This window comes from Enterobacter pseudoroggenkampii (genome assembly GCF_026420145.1).
Lineage (GTDB): Bacteria > Pseudomonadota > Gammaproteobacteria > Enterobacterales > Enterobacteriaceae > Enterobacter > Enterobacter pseudoroggenkampii.
Window position 1 is genome coordinate 385977 of the sequence record NZ_JAPMLV010000002.1, and the last position, 23147, is coordinate 409123.

Below are 23147 nucleotides of genomic sequence, written 5' to 3' on the forward strand. Positions count from 1 at the left end.
ACGTAGGCCCGGTAAGCGCAAGCGCCACCGGGCTTTTTTTTACGCGTCGGCGGCCGCTTCCGCTTTCTTCGTAAGACCGTCCAGCAGCTTCTGATGGATCCCACCAAAACCGCCGTTGCTCATCACCAGAATGTGGTCGCCAGGCTGAGCGGCTTTCACCACCATATCCGCGAGCGCATCCACATCCGCGCTCCAGTGCGCAGGCTGAATGCAGGCATCGGCGACTTCCGCCACCTGCCACGGAATATGCTGCGGCTGCAGCAGGAAGACTTCATCGGCACGTCCTAACGACGGCGCGAGGTCATCTTTGCAGATGCCCATCTTCATGGTGTTCGAGCGCGGTTCCAGCACCGCCAGAATGCGCGCGGTACCGCCGACCTTGCCACGCAGGGCAGCAAGCGTGGCCAGAATGGCCGTTGGGTGGTGCGCGAAATCGTCATACACGGTAACGCCGTGGGCTTCACCGCGCAGCTCCAGACGGCGGCGGGCATTGATAAACGAACCCAGCGCATTGGCTGCATCCGCAGGCAGCACGCCCACGTGACGCGCAGCTGCAATGGCCATCAGGCCGTTGTGCATGTTGTGCTCGCCCACCAGGCCCCACTTCACCTCACCCACTTTTTCACCGTCGAGCAGCACTTCCCACTCGGAGGCATCGGCGTTGAGTTTCTTCGCCTGCCAGTGGCCCTGCTCGCCCACCAGCTCCTGCTCGCTCCAGCATCCCATCGCCATCGTCTGTTTCAGGTTGATGTCGTTCTCCGGCAGGATGATGCGGCCCTGGCCCGGAACAATGCGCACCAGGTGGTGGAACTGTTTCTGGATCGCTTTCAGATCGTCAAAAATATCCGCGTGATCGAACTCAAGGTTGTTGAGGATCAGCGTGCGCGGGCAGTAATGCACGAACTTAGAACGCTTGTCAAAGAACGCGCAGTCGTATTCGTCGGCTTCGATCACAAAGAACGGGCTGTCGCCCAGACGCGCAGAAACGTCGAAATTACCCGGAACGCCGCCAATCACGAAGCCCGGCTTGTAGCCGCAGGCTTCAAGGATCCAGGTCGCCATTCCGGCGGTGGTGGTTTTGCCGTGGGTACCGGCAACGGCAACCACCCAGCGGTCGCGCAGGACGAAGTCATGCAGCCACTGCGGGCCGGACATGAACGGAATATTGCGTTCCAGTACCGCCTCGACGCACGGATTGCCGCGGGTCATGGCGTTGCCAATGATCACCAGGTCCGGCTCGGGATCAAGCTGGCTGGCATCGTAGCCCTGAATTAAAGCGATGCCCTGTTTCTCCAGAAGTGTGCTCATCGGCGGATACACATTGGCGTCCGAACCTGTCACTTCATGGCCCAGCGAGCGCGCCAGCATTGCCAGTCCGCCCATGAAAGTGCCACAAATCCCCAATATATGAATGCGCATACGTCACTATCCTTCTTCAATGTGGCGCACATTTTACTCACATGTTAGCGGGTGTGAAACGCATTTCAGGTAAATCCGTATGTTGCTGGCGCGATTCACCTCTGCGCTAATATTTGAATGTTTGTTAAGATTGTTGGGCTTTAGTCGTTTTAGTGAACATACAATCGCTCTACTCACAAAGATGCAGGGAAAGTGTTATGAAAACGTTAGGTGAATTTATTGTCGAAAAGCAGCACGAGTTCTCTCATGCTACCGGTGAACTCACTGCTTTGCTGTCGGCAATAAAGCTGGGCGCTAAGATCATCCACCGTGATATCAACAAGGCCGGTCTGGTCGATATCCTGGGTGCCAGCGGTGCCGAGAACGTTCAGGGCGAGGTTCAACAGAAGCTCGATCTGTTCGCAAATGAAAAATTGAAAGCTGCACTGCGCGCGCGCGACATCGTTGCGGGTATCGCCTCTGAAGAAGAAGATGAAATTGTTGTTTTCGAAGGGTGTGAACACGCTAAATACGTTGTTCTGATGGATCCGCTCGACGGCTCCTCAAACATCGACGTTAACGTTTCTGTCGGTACCATTTTCTCCATCTACCGCCGCGTCACGCCTGTTGGCACGCCGGTGACCGAAGAAGATTTCCTGCAGCCGGGCATTAATCAGGTTGCTGCCGGTTACGTCGTTTATGGCTCCTCCACCATGCTGGTGTATACGACCGGGTGCGGGGTTCACGCCTTCACGTACGATCCATCACTGGGCGTTTTCTGTCTGAGCCAGGAACGCATGCGCTTCCCGCAGAAGGGCAACACCTACTCCATCAACGAAGGCAACTACATCCGATTCCCGAACGGCGTGAAGAAGTACATTAAATTCTGCCAGGAAGAAGATAAAGCGACCCAGCGCCCGTACACGTCCCGCTATATTGGCTCTCTTGTCGCGGATTTCCACCGTAACCTGCTGAAAGGCGGTATCTACCTCTACCCAAGCACCGCCAGCCACCCGGACGGGAAACTGCGTCTGCTGTACGAATGCAACCCGATGGCGTTCCTTGCTGAACAGGCGGGCGGCAAGGCGAGCGACGGTAAAGAGCGTATTCTGGACATCGTGCCGGAAAGCCTTCACCAGCGCCGTTCATTCTTCGTCGGCAACAACCACATGGTTGAAGACGTTGAACGTTTTATCCGTGAGTACCCGGACGCGTAATCCCTCTCTTCAGGGGAGCCTGTCCGGCTCCCCTTGTCATTTATATATTTTACCGTATAAGTGTTTATAAAAAACATGCTTTAATATTCACCACTGCTCCTGCATTATTTCCATAACAGTTTGACAGATATTTCGTGGAGCAGAATCGCAATGAAAAATTATTCCCGTGCTAATACCGGCATTGATTTAAATCTTATCCCTGTATTTATTGAAATCGTCCGCTGCGGCAGCATGGCAAAGGCCTCTTTGCGTCTGGAGATGTCCCGTCCTGCGGTGAGTCTGGCCTTAAAGCGCTTTAATCAACTCTTTGATGAGCCGTTATTTTTCCGTAAAGGTTTATACCTTGAACCGACCGAAAAAGCGTTAGCCTTAACCAGCTCGCTGGAAATATTAATGGGCGAAATTCACGATAATATCGGGGCGCTTAATTCCGGAAGGAATAAAACCCCGGCACAGAACGTACCGGGGCTGGGTAATATTATGCCGCGTTCTGAGTCGTCACTTTGAATGATGACATGGCTTCCATCAGCTGACGCGACTGCTCCTCAAGGGAGCGGGTCGCGGCGGAGGATTGCTGCACCAGCGCCGCATTCTGCTGCGCGGTTTCGTCCATCTGGTTCACCGCAATATTCACCTGCTCAATGCCCCGGCTCTGCTCCTGCGACGCGGTCGCAATCTCTCGCATCAGTTTGGTCATGCGCAGCACTTCGGTTGCGATCTCGTCCATCGTTTCGCCAGCCTGCTGGGCCAGCTCGCTCCCCTCGTTAACGTGGGTCTGCGAATCACTGATTAGCGTTCGGATCTCTTTCGCCGCGTCGGCGCTGCGGCTGGCAAGGTTTCGCACCTCGCCTGCGACGACGGCAAACCCGCGCCCCTGCTCGCCCGCGCGCGCCGCTTCCACGGAGGCGTTAAGCGCCAGGATATTGGTCTGGAAGGCAATGCCGTCGATCACGCTCAGGATGTCGGCGATGCGCGCCGAGCTGCCGGAGATATCGCGCATTTTTTCAATCACGTAGCAGACCATCTCGCTGCCGTGATCGGCCGTGTCAGACACCGATTTCGCCAGCTGGTGCGCCTGCTCGGCGTTATCGGCGTTGAGTTTCACCGTGGCGGTGATCTGTTCCATACTGGCCGCCGTCTGCTCCAGCGACGTGGCGGTGGATTCCGTACGCTCGGCAAGATCGCGGTTTCCCAGCGTCAGCTCGCGGCTACCGGTGTCAATTTGCGCGCTGGCATCACGTACCCGCAGAACCGAGTTCATCAGCGACTGGCGCATCTCCTCTATCACCGCGTTGAGGCGGTTAAACTCCTGGCTCGCGGGGGCATTCAGCGTATGGGTTAAATCCCCCGCTGCCACGTTCTCCAGTTGAGCAATGGAGGCCGAGAGCGGCTTGAGCAGCATATGGCGCAGCACCAGCCAGGCGAGCACGATAATGCCCGCCGTCAGCAGCGCTGCGACGATAATCAGGATCAGGACGCGGGTTTTACTCGACTGCACGGCGCTCACTTCCGCCTGACCCCGCGCTTCGCTCCATTTCTGAAACGCCTGCATATCGTTATCAAACTGCTTCGCCACCGGAATCAACGTCTTCTCGAGCAGATCGTAATACCCGTCCGCGCTCTGGTCATTCAGCGTTTTCAGCATCGGATTGATCCCCTGCTGGCTATACGTCGCCAGGCTGGCCGCCACTTTATCGAGCAGCTGTTGTCCCTGCTCGTCAGCCACGCCGCCGTCAATTACCCCTTTCAGCGTTTTCTGGGCCAGGGCAACTTCCTGATTGATGTTTTTTACCGCGTTGGCCGCATCGTCCAGCATGCCGATTTCCATCATGCGGACGGCCTGACCCGCTTCATTGCGCGCGCGCAGGAGCAGCGTATAGCCTGAATTAAGCTGCACCATCTGCTCACCCTGAAGGTGATTAATACGCTGCAGCGAAGAAGAACTCTGTGTGAGGGCATAAATGCCAATGCCGCTGACAATCAGCAGCAGAAGGGTCATAACGGCCAGTAAAGAGAGCAAGCCGGTACGAATCGATAGCGTTTTAAGCATGATATTATTTCCGGTAGCGAGATATTTCTGGGCATAAAAAAAGAGTATCGGCCGCTACCGGAAAATGTTTAGACTTTAAGCAAATTCAGCGTGTTATCGCTCTGTTACTGATGTGTTTACGCGGGTAACAGGCGAGCTTTGACGGTTCTCCCAGAGCACCGTCAGCCCCCGCTGCAGGGCAATAAAAATAAACAGCAGAATGCCGATGGCGATCTTCGTCCACCAGGAGCTGAGCGTGCCGTCAAAGTTGATATAGGTTTGTATCAGCCCCTGGATGGCCACGCCGAACAGCGTCCCCAGCACCGTGCCCACCCCGCCGCTGAGCAGCGTGCCGCCAATGACCACAGAAGCAATCGCATCCAGCTCGACGCCCACGCCTGCAAGGGCATAGCCCGCCTGGGTATACACCGAGAAGACGATGCCCGCCAGCGTCGCCAGGCCGGTCGAGAGCATATAGATGCGAATAGTCGTGCTGCGGGTTGAAATGCCCATCAGGTTGGCCGACGTGGCGTTACCGCCAATGGCGTAAACCTGATTGCCAAAACGGGTACGGTGAGCGAGGAAGATGCCAATCACTACCACGCCCAGCATCAGCAGCCCCATCGCGCTCAGGCGGCCGCCGCCGGGAATTTTCCACGCCAGGCTGGAGAGCGTGTCGTAGATGGGGTGGTTAATTGGAATCGACTCTTCCGACACCAGATAGCTCACACCGCGCAGGAAGAACATTCCCGCGAGGGTAATGATAAACGCCGGGATTTTCAGCGCGTCGATCAGCAGCCCCATAAAGGCGCCAAACGCGCAGCCCATCGCCAGCACCAGCGGAAACGCCACCAGAGGAGAGATCCCCCAGAAGCCGATCGCCTTCGCAAGGAACACGCCCGTAAACGCGATCACCGAGCCGACGGAGAGATCGATCCCGCCGGAGAGGATCACGAAGGTCATGCCGACAGCGATGATGCCTAAAAAGGCGTTATCGGTCAGGATATTGCAAATCACGCGCGTCGAGGCAAACCCCGGGAACTGGGTCAGGCAGTAGAGATACCCCAGCACAAACACGCCCAGGGTGATCATTAACGGTAAATTACGTTTTATCATGGCCACGGATCCCCTTAATGATGCTGACAAAGCGCGGTGACTGGACGATCAGCACGCAGAGCACGACCACGGCTTTCACCACCTGGTTGAGTTCCGGCTGGAATCCCGACAGCAGGATCCCGGTGTTCATGCCCTGAATGATCAGGGCGCCGATCACCGAGAGCAGCAGGTTAAAGCGCCCGCCCATCAGCGACCCGCCGCCGATCACCACCGCGAGGATCGCGTCCAGCTCCAGCCAGAGTCCCGCGTTGTTGGCATCGGCCCCGCGAATATCCGCCGCGACGATGACCCCGGCGATGGCGGCGCAGACGCCGCTCAGCACGTAGGTCAGCATTACCATCAGTCGGGTGTTGACGCCGGCGTTGCGCGCGGCGCGGATGTTGATCCCGACGGCCTCAATGAACATGCCCAGCGCCGTTTTGCGGGTGAAGAGCCAGAAGACAACGAGCGTGACCAGGGCAATAATCACCGGCGTCGGGAAGAACAGAAGGTTGCCGCTACCGAGCCACGCCAGGCTCGGGGAGTTGAAGGTCACAATCTGGCCGGAGGTTATCAGCTGCGCGACGCCGCGCCCGGCCACCATTAAAATCAGCGTGGCGACGAAGGGCTGGATTTTCAGCACCGCAACCAGAATACCGTTCCATAATCCTGCCAGCACGCCGGTGCCCAAGGCTGCCAGCAGGATCACCGGCAGGCTATGTCCGGCCACGGTCATGGAGGCGGCCGTAGCCCCGGCGATAGCCATCACCGCGCCGACGGAGAGGTCAATCCCGCCGGTGGCAATCACCAGCGTCATTCCGATGGCCAGCAGCGCCACCGGCGCGGCGCGGTTTAAAATGTCTATCGGGCTGCCAAACAGGCGGCCATCCTGCACGATGATCTGGAAGAAATGCGGCGCGACCAGGCTATCCACCAGCAGAACCACCAGCAGCGCCGCGATTTGCGGCGTGCCGGTTGGCCAGCTGAAGCGGCGCTTTGACTCACCGGTTTGCGAAAGCGAACGGGGCATCACGATTCACTCCTTATGCCGCGATGGCATTCATGATCGCCGGAACGGACAGCTTATCCAGCGGGATCTCTGCCACCTGTTTGCGATCGCGCATGATGATGACGCGATCGGCATAGCCCACCAGCTCTTCCAGCTCGGAGGAAATGACCAACAGCGCCAGACCGTCCGCGCACAGGGTTTCGATAAGCCGGATAATTTCGGCGTGCGCCCCCACGTCAATGCCGCGGGTCGGTTCGTCGAGGATCAGGAACTGGGGTTTGGTCAGCAGCCAGCGCGACAGCAGCACTTTCTGCTGGTTACCGCCGGAGAGGAATTCAATGGGCTGTTCCGCGCTCGGGGTGCGGATGCCGAGCTGGCGGATAAAGCGCTCGGCAATGGCGTTTTGCTCGCGCTTAGGGATCGGCCGTAGCCAGCCGCGCTGCGCCTGTAGCGCCAGAATGATATTTTCCCGCACCGAGGCGGCGGCAATAATGCCGTCCGTTTTCCGGTCCTCCGGGCAGAAGCCGACGCCCAGACAGGAGGCCTGATGCGGCGATCGCAGGGTCTGCGGTTTGCCCTTGATCAGCGCGCTGCCGCTGTCGGCAGGCTTGATCCCGAAGATCACCTCGGCGGTCTCGGTCCGGCCGGAGCCCAGCAGGCCCGCCAGGCCGACAATTTCGCCTGGCCGCACCTCAAGGTTAAACGGCGAGATCACCCCTTTTTTGCCGTAATCGCTGAACGCGGCGACCGGCTTCTCGCTCAGCAGCGTGCGCCCTGCACGCTGGAGGGCGTTGGTCTCGAGCTCGCGGCCAAGCATCATTTTTACCAGCTCGATTTGCGGCAGCTCGCGGGTTTCGCGGCAGCCGACAAAGCTGCCGTTGCGCAGCACCGTAATGCGATCGCTCACCTCATACACCTGATCGAGGAAGTGGGTGACGAAGATCAGGCTGACGCCCTGATCGCGCAGCTGGCGCATCAGGGTAAAGAGCATCTCCACTTCCTGGGTATCGAGGCTGGCGGTGGGTTCGTCAAGGATCAGCACCTTTGCGGAGAGATCGATCGCGCGACAAATGGCGACGATCTGCTGCATCGCCACGGAAAAGCGGTTCAGCGGCTCGCGGACGTCGAGGGAGAAGCCGTACGATTCCATCAGCGTTGTCGCCCGCGCTTCCATCTCTTTGCGGCGCAGCAGGCCAAAACGGCGTGGTTCGCGGCCAATAAACAGGTTATCCGCCACCGACATATTCGGCAGCAGGTTCACTTCCTGGTACACCGTCCCGATCCCCAGTTGCTGGGCATGGGCGGTGTTTTTGGGCGAAATGGCGTTACCTTCCAGCCAGATGGTGCCGCGGTCAGCGTGATAAACACCGGTCAGGGATTTAATCAGCGTCGATTTTCCCGCACCGTTCTCGCCCAGCAGCGCCATGATCTCCCCGCGCCGCAGGCTGAAATCAACGCTATCCAGCGCTTTTACGCCGGGGAAGAATTTACTCAAGCCCTCTGTGCGGAGGATTTCCTGGTGTTGTTCAGTGGTCATGGTTTCCCCCTCACCCTGACCCTCTCCCCGGAGGGGAGAGGGGATTGATCGTGCCAATTGTTAATATCCAGCTCCGCCCTGCCTTTCTCCCTCTCCCCTCCGGGGAGAGGGCTGGGGTGAGGGACGCGGGTCTTAATAGCCCATATTTTTCTTCTTCTCTAACTCTTCTTTCGCCGTATCAGGCAGGTAGAGGGTGGACTTGGTGACCGTCACTTTCTCCGGCATCGTGCCGTCTTTCTTGAATTTCTCCAGCGCGTCGAATGCCGGACCCGCCATGTTTGGCGTCAGCTCCACGCTGGCGTTGGCTTCGCCGTCGATCATCGCTTTGTAGATGTCCGGCACGCCGTCGATAGAGCCGGTGAGGATATCTTTGCCCGGCTTCAGGCCCGCTTCTTTAATTGCCTGAATCGCACCGATCACCATGTCATCGTTGTGGGCGTAAACCATGCAGATGTTCTTGCCGTTGTTTTCAGCCTTAATGAAGCTCTCCATAACCTCTTTACCTTTACTACGGGTAAAGTCGCCGGACTGAGAGCGGATAATCTTAATGTTTGGCGCTTTCGCGATGGCTTCAGCAAAGCCTTTTTTACGGTCGATGGCCACGCTCGCCCCGACGGTACCCTGCAGCTCAACGACGTTACACGGCTTGCCGTCGACCTGCTTCACCAGCCAGTCGCCAATCAATTGCCCTTCAAGCACGTTGTTGGCGGTGACGGTGGTCATATAGAGGGATTTGTCTTTGACGTCGATGGAACGGTCGAGCAGGAAGACCGGGATCTCAGCGTCTTTCGCTTCCTTCAGGACGGGTTCCCAGCCGGTCGCCACGACGGGTGCAATAAAGATGGCATCCACGCCCTGGGCGATAAAGGAGCGCACGGCTTTGATCTGATTCTCTTGTTTTTGCTGACCATCGGCGATTTTCAGGGTAATGCCGCGTTTCTGAGCCTCGCTTTTCGCCACGTTGGTTTCTGCCGCTCGCCAGCCAGATTCAGAGCCGACTTGCGAAAAACCTACGGTTAAGGGAGCGGCCATCGCCATAGACGACATGGCTGCCGAAACTGCTGTGACCAGGAGTAAGCGCTTCCACATATGAACGTCCTCGTAGGGTGAGTTATTGTTGGTTAAAAGATGTTCTGCGGAATGACTATAGCCCATGAAATATGTAACGAATTGCGTTACATCACACTTCAGAAAAGTGAATAAAACGTTAATCACAAGTTTGTAATCGCTTTCATTTCGCCATGAAAAATGCGGCTGAGTTTATGGATTTTCCTGTCATGGAATCGGTCTGAAAAGTGGAGAAAGCGGGGAGATAAAGCGAAAACAGGCGGAGACATTCAGCGCGAGTTGGCTATAATACCTGCCACTTGTTTACCATCCATTTTAAAGGACACCGACATGAGCTTACTCAACGTCCCAGCGGGTAAAGAACTGCCAGAAGACATCTACGTAGTTATCGAAATCCCGGCTAACGCAGATCCGATCAAATACGAAGTGGACAAAGAGAGCGGCGCCCTGTTCGTAGACCGTTTCATGTCTACCGCGATGTTCTATCCGTGCAACTACGGTTACATCAACCACACCCTGTCTCTGGACGGTGACCCGGTTGACGTGCTGGTCCCAACGCCATACCCACTGGAGCCAGGCTCCGTCATTCGCTGCCGTCCAGTTGGCGTGCTGAAAATGACCGACGAATCCGGTGAAGATGCGAAGCTGGTTGCGGTACCGCACACCAAGCTGAGCAAAGAATACGATCACATCAAAGATGTGAACGACCTGCCAGAGCTGCTGAAAGCGCAGATCACTCACTTCTTCGAGCACTACAAAGACCTCGAAAAAGGCAAGTGGGTTAAAGTTGACGGCTGGGACAACGCAGAAGCAGCGAAAGCGGAAATCATCGCCTCTTTCGAACGCGCTGCTAAGAAGTAATTCTTACTGCTGATTGATGAAAGCCCCGCATGTCGGGGCTTTTTGTTGCCTTTGAAAAAGACATACACTCCTGACCATCAAGATCGTGAGCGTTATACATGCTAAGTTTCTTTCTTCAAAGCATCAAGATGGGCTACATAAAGGCGTTTGACTGTTACGGCAAAGACAGCAAATGGCAGTATCTCTGCATCATGACATTCCAGCTTGCCTGGTTTTTGTTTTACTTATGGATCCCTTATCGAAGCGATTATGCGATTCTGCTGTTTTTACTGTTTTTCCTGCCCGTCATTTCAAGCAATACGCGGTGCATAAACTACTATGGCCGTTCACGCGCCCTGTGTTTGTTATGGCTTATAGCCCCCTACATCATGCTGTTCGTTCCTCTGTTTTTAACCCGGCGCCGGGATACAGAAGAGAGTTGAAGGAGCAAAAAAACAACGCCACCTCACGGTGGCGTTGTTTTTTTTCAGTACTGGTCTCTGTCTAACCAGTTACCGCTTACAATCCGCGTTAACCCTTCGACCGGACGCTGGTAGACATACATCCACGCACTTCCGTACGGCGTCTGGATCAACTGGCGCGCGTATTCACCGCCCCTGGTGCGCAAGGCATCAAGTTCGGCAAGCGTCGCGTTATCAATACGATAGACTTCACCCTGTACTGTTCCTTCGCCCGGAACCGCGCCTGGATAGTGGCCCAGGCTGTACAACTGGTAGTTCTCGATATTGTAATTCCCCAGCAGCAGGGCATTGGTCATCCAGTGACTGTTGCCTTGCCTGGTTCTTAAACTGCCGTAGACAAATATTCGCATTGCTAAAACTCAAACTGATAGAGCAGATCAAGTGCCTGGTCTACGCCGGACACTGCTTCCAGATATAGCTTAGGCATCAGGCGATAGCGTAGCGTGAGTGTTGCCAGTGAGTCAAAGATCCCCACACCATATTTTACCTGCAGACCCGGCAGTACATAGCCGCTGACCACCACCTGCGAGGAGTCACCCACGCCCTGGGTGTCCAGCGCCAGATTGCTTACGCCGAACGTCTCGCCGATTTTACCCACAACCTGCCCACTTTGTGCAACCCCCAGACCCACTAACATCGAGGTCATCGCCGCACTGTCGCTTTGTCCACTGTCCAGACCTTGTCCACGCAGCAGATAAGAGAGGGCTTCCTGCTGGGACATCGCCGGGTCAGAGAAGATCTCCGCCTTCGGTTCGTCGGCGGAACCGGTGACGCGAACGCCAGCAATAACGTCGTTTTCCGTCGCTTCCGGGTTACGAATCGCTTCAATGTTCAACAGGGGCTGATCCGGTGGGCCGGAGAACAGCAGCTCACCTTTGCGAACAATCAGATCCTGACCATAGGCATGGAAACGCCCTTCAGGAATGTTGATCTGCCCGTTCAGGCCAAGCCCTTGTTTATCCTGCGCCACTTTCAGGTCACCCGTGAGCCTCGCCTTCAGCCCAAACGCATTCAACCGCACGTTATTCCCCACGTGCACGGTAAGGTTACTATTAATCGGTATGCCAGCGCTCTTCTGTTCGACAGGTTTCAGATTTTCATTGAGCATAACTTCATCACTTGAGACGCCGACCGCACTTTCCGGCACGTCGTGGACCACGATGCGCGCCCACGGCACGTCGACGCGACCGTCAAGCGTGAAGAGGCTTGGCGTGGCTTCAAAGACCACATCAGGCGAGACGTCCAGGCGCACCATCGGCGGTACGGTGATGCGCACCTTACTGCCCTTCGCGGCAATACGGGCGCGCCAGTTGTCGAGCTGGCTCCAGTCCGCGTCACCGCTCAGGTTGATTTGCCCTTGCTGCGTTAATACCGAGCCGCTCAGCGTCGAGCTCATGCCGTTGAAGTTCATCGCGATCTGGCTGGGCTGCATGTCAAACGGCATGAAGTTGCCGTCAATATCCAGGCCGCTGAGCCGCAGCTGACCGAACAGCTGCGGGCTTTGCGCGTTGCCGGCCAGGCGCAGGTTAGCGTTCAGCATGCCTTCGGCTTTTTCCCCACGCGCGAAAATCGGGTTCACCATCGCCAGGTTGAAGTTTCGGATGTTAACGTTGCCGCCCAGATTACGCCGTCCCTGCGGGTCGGTAATCTGGACTTGACCATCCAACTGACCGTTATTGGTCAGGCGGATTGTCCACCCCAGCTGTGCGCGATTGTTATGCAGATCGGCACTCAGGTTCAGGGTGTCGAACGCCACCGGCAGCGGCGCGTCGTTGACCTCCTGCGTTACCTTCACGTTACGCCCGGAGAGCGTCACGCTGCCCTGCGGCAGCCCCTCTTTGGTGGTGTCCCAGGCGACATCGGCTTTCCCGCTGAAGACGCCGCTCGCCTGCGTGGTATCCGGCATAAACGGTTTTAGCATCGCCAGATCGAAGCGGTTGAGGTTGATCTGCGCGCGCCCTTCCGCGCCCGCATCGATGGTCTGCGGCACGCACAGTTCCGCATTCGGGTTGGTCCAGCAGTGCGGCCCAATGCTGATCTTCTGCTCGGCGTTGCGGTAGTCCAGAGCAATGGCGCGCGACAGCGCCAGCGGCCCGACCGGCGTATTGAAACGGGTGTTATCCAGCGTCCCTTTCCAGCGCTCCTCTTTGCGGTCGAAGCTGCCGGTCAGGTGAAGCTGGCCGGAGACCGGCTCGCCCTGCACCCGCAGCTGGAGGTCGTGCTGCTTCTCGTTGCCTTTAGCGTCCAGGGTGACCAGGCTAATGTTCACGTCCGGCTGGGAAATACGTTCCACGCGCAGGTTCAGGTTACCGCCGATCTGGTCGGTGGATTTCACATCCCCCTCCACGCGAACCCGGGCAACGCTCAACTCCTGCCAGCGCAGGCTATTGGCGGTGATATCCGCCAGCAGCTGCGGCGCGTCTACCGTGCCGCGCACCTTCACGAGCCCCTTCGCCGTACCGCCAAGCCCCGGCAGGGCGTTATCCAGATTCGGCGCGTCGATGGTGGCATCCAGATTGAGATCTTTCACCCCCAGCTCGCCTTTGATATCCGCCGTGTTGCGCCCCAGCGCCACGTGCAGGCCCGGGATAACCCACTGCAGATAGCTGTTGCCTTTCACCGAGCCTTCAACGTTTACCTTGTTCTGCTTCACGTTCCCGGTGAGCTTGATCTCCGGCACGTCCATCTGCCACGTGCCGCCGTACAGGCTGCCGCGCGTTTTAATCAGGCCATCCAGCTTCGACGGCCAGTCCGGCACCTCTTTGGCGGTGTTAATACCCGTCAGCTTCAGCTCGCCGCGCCAGCTGATCGCCTGCTGCCAGTCGAGCAGCGCGGTCAGCTCGGTTTTACCTTCCAGCGCCGCGACGGTCAGCTTGTCAAGGTTGACCTGCTGTTCGTTGCCCTTCGCATCCAGGGTGATGTTCGCGGGCGGCACGCCCTGCCCCTTCACCGCGGTGCGGAACGAGAGCGTGTAGTCGGTCATCTTGCCGCTCAGCTTCAGCTTCAGGTCATCGGCCTGGAACTGCTTTTCGCCGGTGAACGGCCAGGAAAGCTGCTTGCTGACAACCTCAAGATTGAGCGGCAGCCCGGCTTCCGCCAGCTGGGTTTGCGCACGCAGGGCCATATCCACCGGGCCGGAGAGATTCACGCCAACATCGAGCTTATCGCGCAGCGCCCCGCCCACCTTGACCTTCACTTTCTCGCCTTTCAGCGGGTCGATGTTCAGGGTGCTATTCAGCGTGATATCCACCGGCCAGCTGTCGCGCAGCAGCGCATTACCCGACGCATTCACCGAGCCCTGGTTGGTGTCGATATCCAGCGCGTCGAGCTTCATGTTGCCGTCAATGCTGCTGACCTTCAGCAGCATGTTATAGACCGTCAGGTCGGTATCGCCGGTCAGGCGCAGCTGTTCGCCTTTGAATTCCTCAATGTTAAGGTTCAGCGGCAGATGTACGTCGGTCATTTCCGGCAGCACTGGCTTCGAGAAGAGGTCTTTCAGCGTTTCGCCCAGCGGCTTCTCTTCTGGCTGCGGGTTCTGGATCTTCGGCTCGACGATCTCTTCCTGCGCCACGTCGGCCACTTTCGGCAGCGCGATCAGCAAGCCCTGCAGGGACGTTGGCGTCAGGGTGAGGTTTTTCTCCTGCCAGCGCAGGCCGGAGGTGAAATCCATCACGGACACGGTGGTGTCGTCGATTTTGATATTGACGTTATCGAGCGCCACCCGATAAAGCGCGATCGGGTACGGCGTGGAGAGATTCAGCGGGCCGCTGTCTTCTTCTTCAACCGGCGCAGACTTCGGCATTTTCTTTGAATCTATCGCCACGTTGACATCTTTTAGCGACAGATCGTTGACGCAGAGCTTGCTGTCACGCAGACAGCCCAGCTTTACCGCGAGATGGAACTCCCCGGCGTTGACCGCCACGCCCGGCTGCTCATAGCGGATGTTCTTCAGGCGCAGGTCGCGCCAGCCGCCCGTCACCTGACCAATCTCCAGCCCCGGCACCCAGCGGTTCGCGGCGTTAAACAGCAGATGCAGCCCGGTCGTCGTTCCTACCAGAAACGCCACCGTCCCGAGCAGCAGCACGATAAAGATCAGCACTCCGAGGCTTATTTTCTTCCATAAACTCATAATTCAGGCCCCAGACCGATGTAAAACTGTAATCCGTGTTTATCTTTGTCGCCGACAGGCACGGCAAAATCGAGCTTGATGGGCCCGACGGGTGACTGCCAGCGCACGCCGACGCCCGCGCCGGTTTTAAAGTCGCTGCGGCGGATATCGTTTACCGCTTCACCGCCGTCAACAAACATCGCGCCCCACCACTTTCCGCTGACGTTGTACTGGTACTCCAGCGAGCCCGTCGCCAGTTTTGACGCACCGGTCAGCTGGCCCTTTTCGTTCTCAGGTGAGATCGATTTGTACTTATACCCGCGAATGCTGCGGTCGCCCCCGGCGAAGAAGCGCAGGTCCGGCGGAACGCGCTCGAAGTCTCCCGTTTCAATCCAGCCGAGATTGCCGCGCATCACAAAGCGATGTTTGTCGTACAACGTACGGATCCAGACGTTTTGCGCCTGCATGACGGAGAAGTCCACGTCGGAGCCCCAGGCGGAGTTGGAATAATCGATGGAGTAGCGCTGCGAGTCGCCCCAGGTCGGCATCAGGCCCCCACGCGAGCGGGTACGGCTGATCATCACGCCCGGATAAAGCAGCATGGTGGTATTGGTGACGTTGGCCTGGGTAAAGTGGTCCAGGCTCCAGCGCAGGTTAATGGCGCGCTGCCAGCCGCTGGAGAGATCCCAGAAGCGGGAGACCGCAAGCGTCGTAGAGTCCTGCTTTGTGTCGTTTAAATCGGTGCGCTTAAAACCGCCCTGCAGAAGGTAATATTGCTCAAGCGGATTTTTCAGCAGCGGCATTTTGTAGCTGAAGTCCAGCTGCTGCTCGGGCGCAGAGAGGCTCAGGCTGGTGGTCAGGCTGTGACCGTACGAGTTCATCCACGGTTTTTTCCACGAGGTTTTCACGCGTGGTCCCACATCCGTCGAGTAACCAACACCGGTCTCAATGGTGTTCTCGGTGCGCGGCGAAACAACGCCATGCAGCGGCAACACCTTGGTTTTGCGAGACTTATCAAATTCCGGCGCGACAACCACGGAGTTAAACCAGCCGGTAGCTGAGAGGCGTCGGTTCAGCTCTCCGAGGTCGCTCGACTGATAGTAATCCCCTTTTTTGAACGGCACGAGGTTTTGCAGGTACTCTTCACGAATTTGCGAACCTTCAAACGTCACGTCGCCAAAGCGGTAGCGTTCCCCGCTGTCGTAGTCGATATCCCAGAAGGCCTGACGTCGCGCCAGCGCAATGCCCAGCTGGCTTTTGTTGAACTGGCTGTCAAAGTAGCCCTTACGCAGGGAAACGCTCGTCAGCTCTTTTTTGAAATGGTCGTAGTCACCGTGGTTGAGCACGGTGCCGACTTTTGGCCGCGTGCTGAGCAGGTCCAGGTAGTCCCGATCGGTACGGGCCCCGCCGCGCAGGATGACGTTCGTGCCGCCAATCAGTACCGGCTCACCCGGCGAAACGCGGGCAATGAGGACCTGGCGCCCCTTCTTTGGCGGCGGGCGAAGATCAAAATCAATGGTGGGTTCGTAATACCCCAGCGCTTTCAGCCCCTCGCGGATCGCATCATCGACGCGCGCGCGAAAACGCCGGTCCGGCGTCACCTCATCACTCTGGATGGTCGATAGCTGCGCACGCACGTTTTTTTCCAGCGCCCCGGATAACCCCTCAACCTGCAAACGGACATTCGCCGCGCTGGCAATCCCGCTTGTCAGCAACACACTGACTAAACATAACTGGCGGATTTTTGTCACGTTTTCTCCTGAATATCCCTGTTTCCACCCTGGAAGCAAATGAAGTGCCGCTCCGCGGCAAAATACGGCCTGTTGGCCAAAAACCCGAATCGCGGGTTGAAAATGGGTATAACACCCAAATATTTCTTATGATTAAATCTAGACTCATTCAGCGCATTTATTGTGTTCAATTAAACGCTTCGTGACAACCTTAACTGAAACATCGCACCCCGGGAGGCCCCATCGTGAGTTTATTCGACAAAAAGCATCTGGTTTCACAAACCGATGCATTACCGGGACGCAACACCCCTATGCCTGTGGCGACCTTACACGCCGTCAATGGCCATTCCATGACCAACGTGCCGGAGGGAATGGAAATCGCCCTGTTCGCCATGGGCTGCTTCTGGGGCGTTGAGCGCCTCTTCTGGCAGTTGCCCGGCGTTTACAGCACGGCGGCTGGCTACACGGGCGGCTACACGCCAAATCCTACCTATCGCGAAGTCTGTTCCGGCGAAACCGGGCATGCGGAAGCGGTACGCGTGGTCTATGACCCAGCGGTAATTAGCTACGAGCAGCTTCTGCAGGTCTTCTGGGAAAACCATGACCCGGCGCAAGGCATGCGTCAGGGCAACGACCACGGCACCCAGTACCGTTCGGCTATCTATCCGCTCACGCCTGAGCAGGATGCCGCCGCGCGCGCCAGCCTGGAGCGTTTCCAGCAGGCCATGCGTGAAGCGGGCGATACGCGCGAGGTGACCACGGAAATCGCGACGGCGAAACCGTTCTACTACGCCGAGGACGATCACCAGCAGTACCTGCATAAAAACCCGTACGGCTACTGCGGCATCGGGGGCATCGGCGTCTGCCTGCCGCCACAGCTAGCCTGATTACTCATCCAGCGCCACGCGAGCCGCGTGGCGCGTGGCGTTGCTGACTGAACCGTAATCCATCACTTTGCCCTGTAACAGCAGGTTAAAGACCGCTGCCTGCGGTCGGTTGAGCCGCGTTTGCAGCAGGTGAACGGCCTCAATCCCCAGCTCGCGGCAGGGCACCGTGACGCCGGTGACCGGTTTTTCCAGACGGTGCGCTAAATTCCATGCAAAATCGGTCGTAATCAGCGAAATGTCTTCCGGAATGCGCAGCCCGTGGCGCGTTAACACCCTCACCACCCCTTCCACCATGCGGGTACTGTTCGGGAAAATCACCTCCGGCCACTGGGATCGGTCATGACTCACTAACCACGCATCCAGCGCCTGCTCGGCCTCTTCCGCGGTAAACCACTCCGTTACGAGCAAATCGCGCTGCGGGTCAAAGGCGACGTGAAAATGGCGATACGCCTCTTTGATACCGTCCAGACGCGCGTACAGCGTATCCCGACGCAGGCAGGTAAGCGTGAGCACGCGGCGATGACCCTGCTCGAAAAGGTACTGCATGGCGGTGAAGCCAATCGCCCGGTGATCGGGCGACACGGCATCCAGCACCCGATCCCGATCGACGGAATTAATCAACACGCAGGGCTTATTCAGCGTGCTGGCCAGTTTAAATATGGTTGAATCATCAGTGCCAATAATAATTATCGCGTTGATATTCTTATGACTGGCCTTTTCCATAAAGACTTTCACATCGGCGTGCTGTTCTTCTAAACCACAGCACGTGACCCACACATTATGCCGCGCGCAGGCTTCCGCAATTCCTTTCGTCACTTCCAGATAAAAAATATCCCCGCGTCCCTGAAAGGTTCTTTCCGGCGCAAAAACAGCGATTCCGTTAATTAGTAGTCTTCCGCTCGCCATGGACTCCAGCACGCCTAATTCTCGCGCGGTGCGAACGATCGCCTCCCTGGCTTTATCACTGGTGTAAGACTTGCCGCTTAATACCCGCGAAACCGTGCTGACGGAATATCCCGTCAGGGCCGCAATTTCCTCCATTTTTAACTTGCCCGGCATAGTGTGACCTCGCTCTCATTCAGTTTTTGCAAATATTTGCAGAAACAGTCCGTTGATTTTAAAACTAAATTTCAGAAAGCCTGGAGATTACTTAATCACCTTGCGAGTATTCTCACAAAAACACATTGTCGCTGCGGCTCCCCTTTCCTATTTTCCGGTCATCACTCATTTCAACTGAAATTAAGGTGTGACATGGAGAAGGTACGTTTTGGCATTATTGGAATAGGGAATATCGGTACGGTCCACGCGCGTTATTTACTGGCGGGTACGGTCAGCGACGCCTGCCTGGCGGCGGTTTGTGATAATGCACCGGAAAAGCATCCGGCTATTCGCCAGCTGGTCGGCACTCTCCCCTTATTCAGCGACGCGCAGGAGATGCTCCAGAGCGGGCTTATCGACGCGGTGATTGTCGCCACGCCGCACTACGAGCATCCGCGCCTGTCGATGCTGGCGATGCGCAACGGCATCCACACCCTGTGTGAAAAGCCGGCGGGCGTGTATACCGCCCAGGTGCAGGAGATGAACGCCTGCGCCCAGGCGTGCGATGTGGTGTTCGGCATCATGTACAACCAGCGCCCGAACCCGCTCTACCAGAAGGTGAAAGATCTGATCGACAGCGGCGAGCTGGGTGAGATCCGCCGCTCCAACTGGATAATCACCAACTGGTATCGCTCGCAGAGCTATTACAACTCCGGCGGCTGGCGCGCCACCTGGAAAGGGGAAGGCGGCGGCGTGCTGCTTAACCAGGACCCGCACCAGCTCGATCTCTGGCAGTGGCTGGTCGGCATGCCGGTCCGCCTGCGCGCGTTCTGCCAGTTCGGTAAGCATCGTGAAATCGAAGTGGAAGACGAGGTCACCGCCTACGCCGAGTATGCAAACGGCGCAACGGGCGTGTTTATCACCACCGTGGCGGAAACGCCGGGCACCAACCGGCTGGAAATCGTCGGCGATCGCGGCAAGGTGGTCGTCGAAGAGGGCAAGCTGCGCTTCTGGCGGCTGCGGGAATCTGAAACCGCCTTCAACGCCCGCTGGCAAAACGGTTTTGGAGAGCCTGAATGCTGGGAGGTCACGCTTCCCGTCGCCCCGGAATGCAGCGAACATCACGTTATTACCGCCAACTTCTGTGCCGCCATTCTGCGCGGCGAGCCGCTCATTGCGCCGGGTCTGGAAGGGATCCGCGGGTTGACGCTCTCCAATGCCATGCACCTCTCTACCTGGACCGACGACTGGGTCGAACTCCCGCTCAACGAAAAACAGTATTTGCGCCTGCTTCAGCAGCGCATCAGCACCTCAGTGGCTAAAGAGACAGCCAGCGTCACGCTGGATGCCTCCGGCACCTGGTAACTCCGGAGAAGAAACGATGTTAAATGTCGCTATCGTGGGAACAGGGAATATCTCGCACAACCATATTCAGGGCTATTTGCAGTTTGGTCAGCGCTGCCGGATCGTCGCGCTGGTGGATATCTACCCGGAAAAAGCCCACGAGAAAAAAACGCGCTACGGCCTGACGGACGCCCGGGTGTATGACAGCCACCAGCAGATGCTGGCGTCAGAGCCGGATATCGATATCGTCGACGTCTGCACGCCGCCCTACGTCCACGCAGAGATCGGCATTGATGCCCTGAACGCGGGCTGCCACGTGCTGTGCGAAAAACCGATGGCCGCCTCGCTGGAGGAGTGCGACGCGATGATCGCCGCACAAAAGGCCAGTGGCAAAACGCTCTCCATCATTGCCCAAAACCGCTTTACCGATGCCTTCTGGCGCTTAAAAGCAGCGCTGGATTCGGAGCTTGCGGGCAAGGTTTGCCACGCGCAGGTGGACTCCTTCTGGTGGCGCGGACACTGCTACTACGACCTGTGGTGGCGCGGCACCTGGGAAAAAGAGGGCGGCGGCTGCACCCTTAACCACGCGGTTCACCACATCGACGCCATTCAGTGGATGCTCGGCTTCCCGTCCGAGGTGGTGGCGATGATGACCAACGTGGCGCACGACAACGCTGAAGTCGAAGACCTCAGCGCCGCGATCTTCAAATACCCCAGCGGCGCGCTCACCCAGCTTACCGCCTCGGTCGTGCACCACGGGGAAGACCAGAAAATCATTATTCAGGGTGACAAGGCACGTATCTCTGCGCCGTGGCAGGCCTTTGCCAACGTCAGCGCCGATAACGGCTTCCCGCAGGAGACTAACGATCTGACGCGAGAAGCGCAGCTCAACGCCGTTTTTCAGGAGACGCCGAAGCTCGAGTGGACGCTGCACACCGGGCAGATTAATGACCTGCTTTCCGCCATCGAGCACGGCACGGCGCCGTTAGTGGATGGCCTGCAGGGCAAACGCTCGCTGGAGCTGATTACCGCGATCTACAAATCTGCCATTACCCGCACCGTGGTCTCGCTGCCGATTCAGCGCGACGACCCGTTTTACCGTACCGGCGGGACGAGCACCCTCGCTCCCCGTTTTTATGAAAAATCCGCAAGCGTCGCCAACTTCAGCGAAGTGGGTGCGATTCCTCTTGGCAAAGATCTGGATTAAGGAGTGACACCATGAACAAAAATGACGGAATGAACTATGCCCCGGTGGGTAAACCCCAGCCGGTTGTCCGCGAAGGGGAATTTGTTTTTGCCGCTGCCGCGCTCGACCACGGCCATATCTACGGCATGAGTAACGGCCTGATAGAAGCCGGAGCCACGCTGAAGTGGGTATACGATCCCGATCCGGCCAAAGTGGATAAATTCATCCAGCAATACCCGCAGGCAAAAGTGGCGGAGTCGCTGGAGGTGATACTCAACGACGACGAGGTGCGCCTGGTGGCCGGTGCGGCCATCCCCTCCGAGCGCTGTGCGCTGGGGCTGAAAACCATGGCCGCAGGCAAGGACTACTTCACGGATAAAGCGCCGCTCACCACTCTTGAACAGCTGGCGGATGCTAAAGCGATGGTTGAGAAAACCGGGCGGAAATACGCCGTGTACTACAGCGAACGTCTCCACGTGGAGAGTGCGGTGTTTGCCGGACAGCTGGTGCAGCAGGGGGCCATTGGCCGCGTCGTCCAAACCCTGGGAACCGGCCCGCACCGGGAAGGGACCGGCCGTCCGGACTGGTTCTACGATCGTCGCTATTTTGGCGGCATTCTGTGCGACATCGGCAGCCACCAGATTGAGCAATTTCTGTTTTACACGGGCAACAGTGAGGCATGCGTGGTCGCCAGCCAGGCACGCAATTTCAACCATCCGCAGCATCCGGCATTTGAAGATTTCGGTGACGCGACGATCAGAGGCGAAAACGGTGCCAGCGGCTATTTCCGCTGCGACTGGTTCACCCCGGACGGGCTCTCAACCTGGGGCGACGGCCGTCTGACGCTGCTCGGCACCGACGGGTATATCGAGATCCGCAAATATGTCGATCTCACCCGCGGCGAGCAGGACGTGGTTTATCTCGTCAATAAAGAGGGGGAATTCCGCTATCCGGTCGCCGGACAGGTCGGGTTCCCGTTCTTTGGCGAACTGATCCTCGACTGTCTGCATCGTACCGAAAACGCCATGACGCAGGCGCACGCCTTCAAAGCGGCGGAGCTCTGCGTGAAGGCCCAGATGCTGGCCAACGCGACGGAATAACGGGAGGCGACAATGACGATCCTGAACACGGCGGTTATCGGTGCCGGAGCGATTCACGGCTGCCATGTGAATGCGTTGCGCCTGCTCCCCAACGTCGCGCTACGCGCGCTGGTGGACATCGACAGCGTCAAAGGGCTGGAGCTGGCAATGCGCTATCAGTGCCGCTTCTATCAGGATTACAGGGAAATGCTGCTGGATGATGCCATCGACGTGGTCCACATCTGCACGCCGCATTTCGAGCATAAGAACATGATCCTGGCGGCGCTCGCCGCCGGGAAGCATGTTTTCTGCGAAAAACCGGTGGGCATGAACAGCAGCGAACTCGTGGATATCACCCGCGCCGCCGAACAGGCGTCGGGTCTGCTCGGCGTGTGCTACCAGAACCGCCTCAACCCCACCAGCCTGCGCATTCGCCAGATGCTGGAGGACGGCGGGCTGGGAAAAATGCTCAGCATTAAGGCCGTGCTGACGTGGTCACGCTCGGGCGCGTACTACACCGAAAGCCCGTGGCGCGGGCGGCTGGCAACGGAAGGGGGCAGCCTGCTGATCAACCAGGCCATTCATACCCTCGACCTGATGCAGTGGTTCGCAGGCGGCGTAACACGCGTGAAAGGCGTGGTGGACAGCGGCGAGCTGGCGGACGTGACCGAAGGGGAAGACAGCGCGATGGCCACGCTGCACTTTGCCAACGGCGCCCGCGGCCTGTTTTACGCCAGCAACTGCAATACCACCGATTCCCCGCTTCTGATGGAGATCCACTGCGAACAGGGCTCGCTGCTGCTCAGTGACAACGTGCTCTGGCGTATTACCCCTGGCGAGCGCCTCAGGCTGGCCAGCGATAACTCCCCTGACGGCCAGATCAAAAGCTACTGGGGACTGGGGCACGAGCAGGCGATCCGCCGTTTTTATCATGCTATTTCTCATCCCGGAAACACGGATTACACCGACATCCATGAAGCCGGACACTCACTCAAGCTTGTGGAGGCTATTTACCGCTCATCTCAGTTAAGACAATGGATAGATATCAATAACTAGAACGTAATTTGTATTCCAGCACTTAATAAAAAACGACCCGAGAA

At 57.6% G+C, this 23147-nt stretch carries 19 protein-coding genes; 9 read left to right on the forward strand and 10 right to left on the reverse strand.

The genetic code is table 11. The features are described 5' to 3' along the window. Positions 1 to 39: 39 nt before the first annotated feature. Entirely contained in the window at positions 40 to 1419 is a 1380-nt protein-coding gene (gene mpl, locus OTG14_RS15035) for a UDP-N-acetylmuramate:L-alanyl-gamma-D-glutamyl-meso-diaminopimelate ligase (RefSeq protein WP_024907282.1), read from the reverse strand. 197 nt (positions 1420 to 1616) lie between these two features. On the opposite strand from mpl, the gene fbp reads away from it, so the two are divergent. Beyond that, complete coding sequence (gene fbp, locus OTG14_RS15040) at positions 1617 to 2615, forward strand: class 1 fructose-bisphosphatase (protein ID WP_024907283.1); 999 nt, start codon at positions 1617 to 1619, stop codon at positions 2613 to 2615. A 150-nt stretch (positions 2616 to 2765) separates the two neighbouring features. Continuing rightward, entirely contained in the window at positions 2766 to 3122 is a 357-nt protein-coding gene (locus tag OTG14_RS15045) for a helix-turn-helix domain-containing protein (protein WP_024907284.1), read from the forward strand. Here the strand turns inward: OTG14_RS15045 and OTG14_RS15050 are convergent. The 5 genes from OTG14_RS15050 to ytfQ form a co-directional block, all read right to left on the reverse strand. Continuing rightward, complete coding sequence (locus tag OTG14_RS15050) at positions 3094 to 4665, reverse strand: methyl-accepting chemotaxis protein (protein ID WP_048989433.1); 1572 nt, start codon at positions 4663 to 4665, stop codon at positions 3094 to 3096. The genes OTG14_RS15045 and OTG14_RS15050 overlap by 29 nt on opposite strands. A gap of 93 nt (positions 4666 to 4758) precedes the next feature. Then, complete coding sequence (yjfF, locus tag OTG14_RS15055; protein ID WP_023334296.1) at positions 4759 to 5760, reverse strand: galactofuranose ABC transporter, permease protein YjfF; 1002 nt, start codon at positions 5758 to 5760, stop codon at positions 4759 to 4761. Then, positions 5747 to 6772: a galactofuranose ABC transporter, ATP-binding protein YtfT gene (gene ytfT / locus OTG14_RS15060; protein WP_024907286.1), complete on the reverse strand. Its 1026-nt coding sequence runs from the start codon at positions 6770 to 6772 to the stop codon at positions 5747 to 5749. The genes yjfF and ytfT overlap by 14 nt, the downstream gene beginning before the upstream one ends. A 10-nt stretch (positions 6773 to 6782) precedes the next feature. Next, positions 6783 to 8285 carry a galactofuranose ABC transporter, ATP-binding protein YtfR gene (gene ytfR, locus OTG14_RS15065; protein ID WP_024907287.1) on the reverse strand — a complete coding sequence of 501 codons (1503 nt, stop codon included), beginning with the start codon at positions 8283 to 8285 and terminating at the stop codon, positions 6783 to 6785. 132 nt (positions 8286 to 8417) lie between these two features. After that, complete coding sequence (gene ytfQ, locus OTG14_RS15070) at positions 8418 to 9374, reverse strand: galactofuranose ABC transporter substrate-binding protein YtfQ (RefSeq protein WP_014882271.1); 957 nt, start codon at positions 9372 to 9374, stop codon at positions 8418 to 8420. Between the two features lie 309 nt (positions 9375 to 9683). Here ytfQ and ppa point away from each other — a divergent pair, with 309 nt between their 5' ends. Beyond that, on the forward strand, positions 9684 to 10214 hold the full coding sequence (ppa, locus tag OTG14_RS15075; RefSeq protein WP_010427397.1) for an inorganic diphosphatase: 531 nt from the start codon (positions 9684 to 9686) through the stop codon (positions 10212 to 10214). A gap of 98 nt (positions 10215 to 10312) precedes the next feature. Further along, positions 10313 to 10636 carry a hypothetical protein gene (locus OTG14_RS15080; protein ID WP_023334291.1) on the forward strand — a complete coding sequence of 108 codons (324 nt, stop codon included), beginning with the start codon at positions 10313 to 10315 and terminating at the stop codon, positions 10634 to 10636. A gap of 44 nt (positions 10637 to 10680) precedes the next feature. Here OTG14_RS15080 and OTG14_RS15085 read toward each other — a convergent pair whose 3' ends face one another. The 3 genes from OTG14_RS15085 to tamA are packed head-to-tail and all read right to left on the reverse strand — an operon-like array spanning position 10681 to position 16534. Continuing rightward, on the reverse strand, positions 10681 to 11025 hold the full coding sequence (locus OTG14_RS15085; protein ID WP_024907288.1) for a gamma-glutamylcyclotransferase family protein: 345 nt from the start codon (positions 11023 to 11025) through the stop codon (positions 10681 to 10683). A 2-nt stretch (positions 11026 to 11027) separates the two neighbouring features. After that, positions 11028 to 14804 (reverse strand): autotransporter assembly complex protein TamB, encoded by a 3777-nt coding sequence (gene tamB / locus OTG14_RS15090; protein ID WP_267215319.1) that lies wholly within the window; start codon positions 14802 to 14804, stop codon positions 11028 to 11030. Continuing rightward, a complete protein-coding gene (gene tamA / locus OTG14_RS15095; RefSeq protein ID WP_267215320.1) occupies positions 14801 to 16534 on the reverse strand; it encodes an autotransporter assembly complex protein TamA in 1734 nt (577 codons plus the stop codon). The genes tamB and tamA overlap by 4 nt, the downstream gene beginning before the upstream one ends. Positions 16535 to 16758: 224 nt before the next feature. Here tamA and msrA point away from each other — a divergent pair, with 224 nt between their 5' ends. Then, entirely contained in the window at positions 16759 to 17400 is a 642-nt protein-coding gene (gene msrA / locus OTG14_RS15100) for a peptide-methionine (S)-S-oxide reductase MsrA (protein WP_048989437.1), read from the forward strand. Here the strand turns inward: msrA and OTG14_RS15105 are convergent, their stop codons facing one another. Further along, complete coding sequence (locus OTG14_RS15105) at positions 17401 to 18459, reverse strand: LacI family DNA-binding transcriptional regulator (RefSeq protein ID WP_024907292.1); 1059 nt, start codon at positions 18457 to 18459, stop codon at positions 17401 to 17403. A 192-nt stretch (positions 18460 to 18651) separates the two neighbouring features. Between OTG14_RS15105 and OTG14_RS15110 the strand changes: the two genes are divergently transcribed. The 4 genes from OTG14_RS15110 to OTG14_RS15125 are packed head-to-tail and all read left to right on the forward strand — an operon-like array spanning position 18652 to position 23103. Continuing rightward, the gene (locus tag OTG14_RS15110) at positions 18652 to 19803 is read left to right on the forward strand and encodes a Gfo/Idh/MocA family protein (RefSeq protein WP_090419340.1); all 1152 of its coding nucleotides are present in this window, start codon (positions 18652 to 18654) and stop codon (positions 19801 to 19803) included. A 16-nt stretch (positions 19804 to 19819) separates the two neighbouring features. After that, positions 19820 to 20989, forward strand: a complete 1170-nt coding sequence (locus tag OTG14_RS15115; protein ID WP_267215321.1) for a Gfo/Idh/MocA family protein — start codon at positions 19820 to 19822, stop codon at positions 20987 to 20989. Between the two features lie 11 nt (positions 20990 to 21000). After that, positions 21001 to 22068: a Gfo/Idh/MocA family protein gene (locus OTG14_RS15120; RefSeq protein ID WP_267215322.1), complete on the forward strand. Its 1068-nt coding sequence runs from the start codon at positions 21001 to 21003 to the stop codon at positions 22066 to 22068. A gap of 12 nt (positions 22069 to 22080) precedes the next feature. Continuing rightward, entirely contained in the window at positions 22081 to 23103 is a 1023-nt protein-coding gene (locus OTG14_RS15125) for a Gfo/Idh/MocA family protein (protein ID WP_267215323.1), read from the forward strand. Positions 23104 to 23147 lie beyond the last annotated feature (44 nt).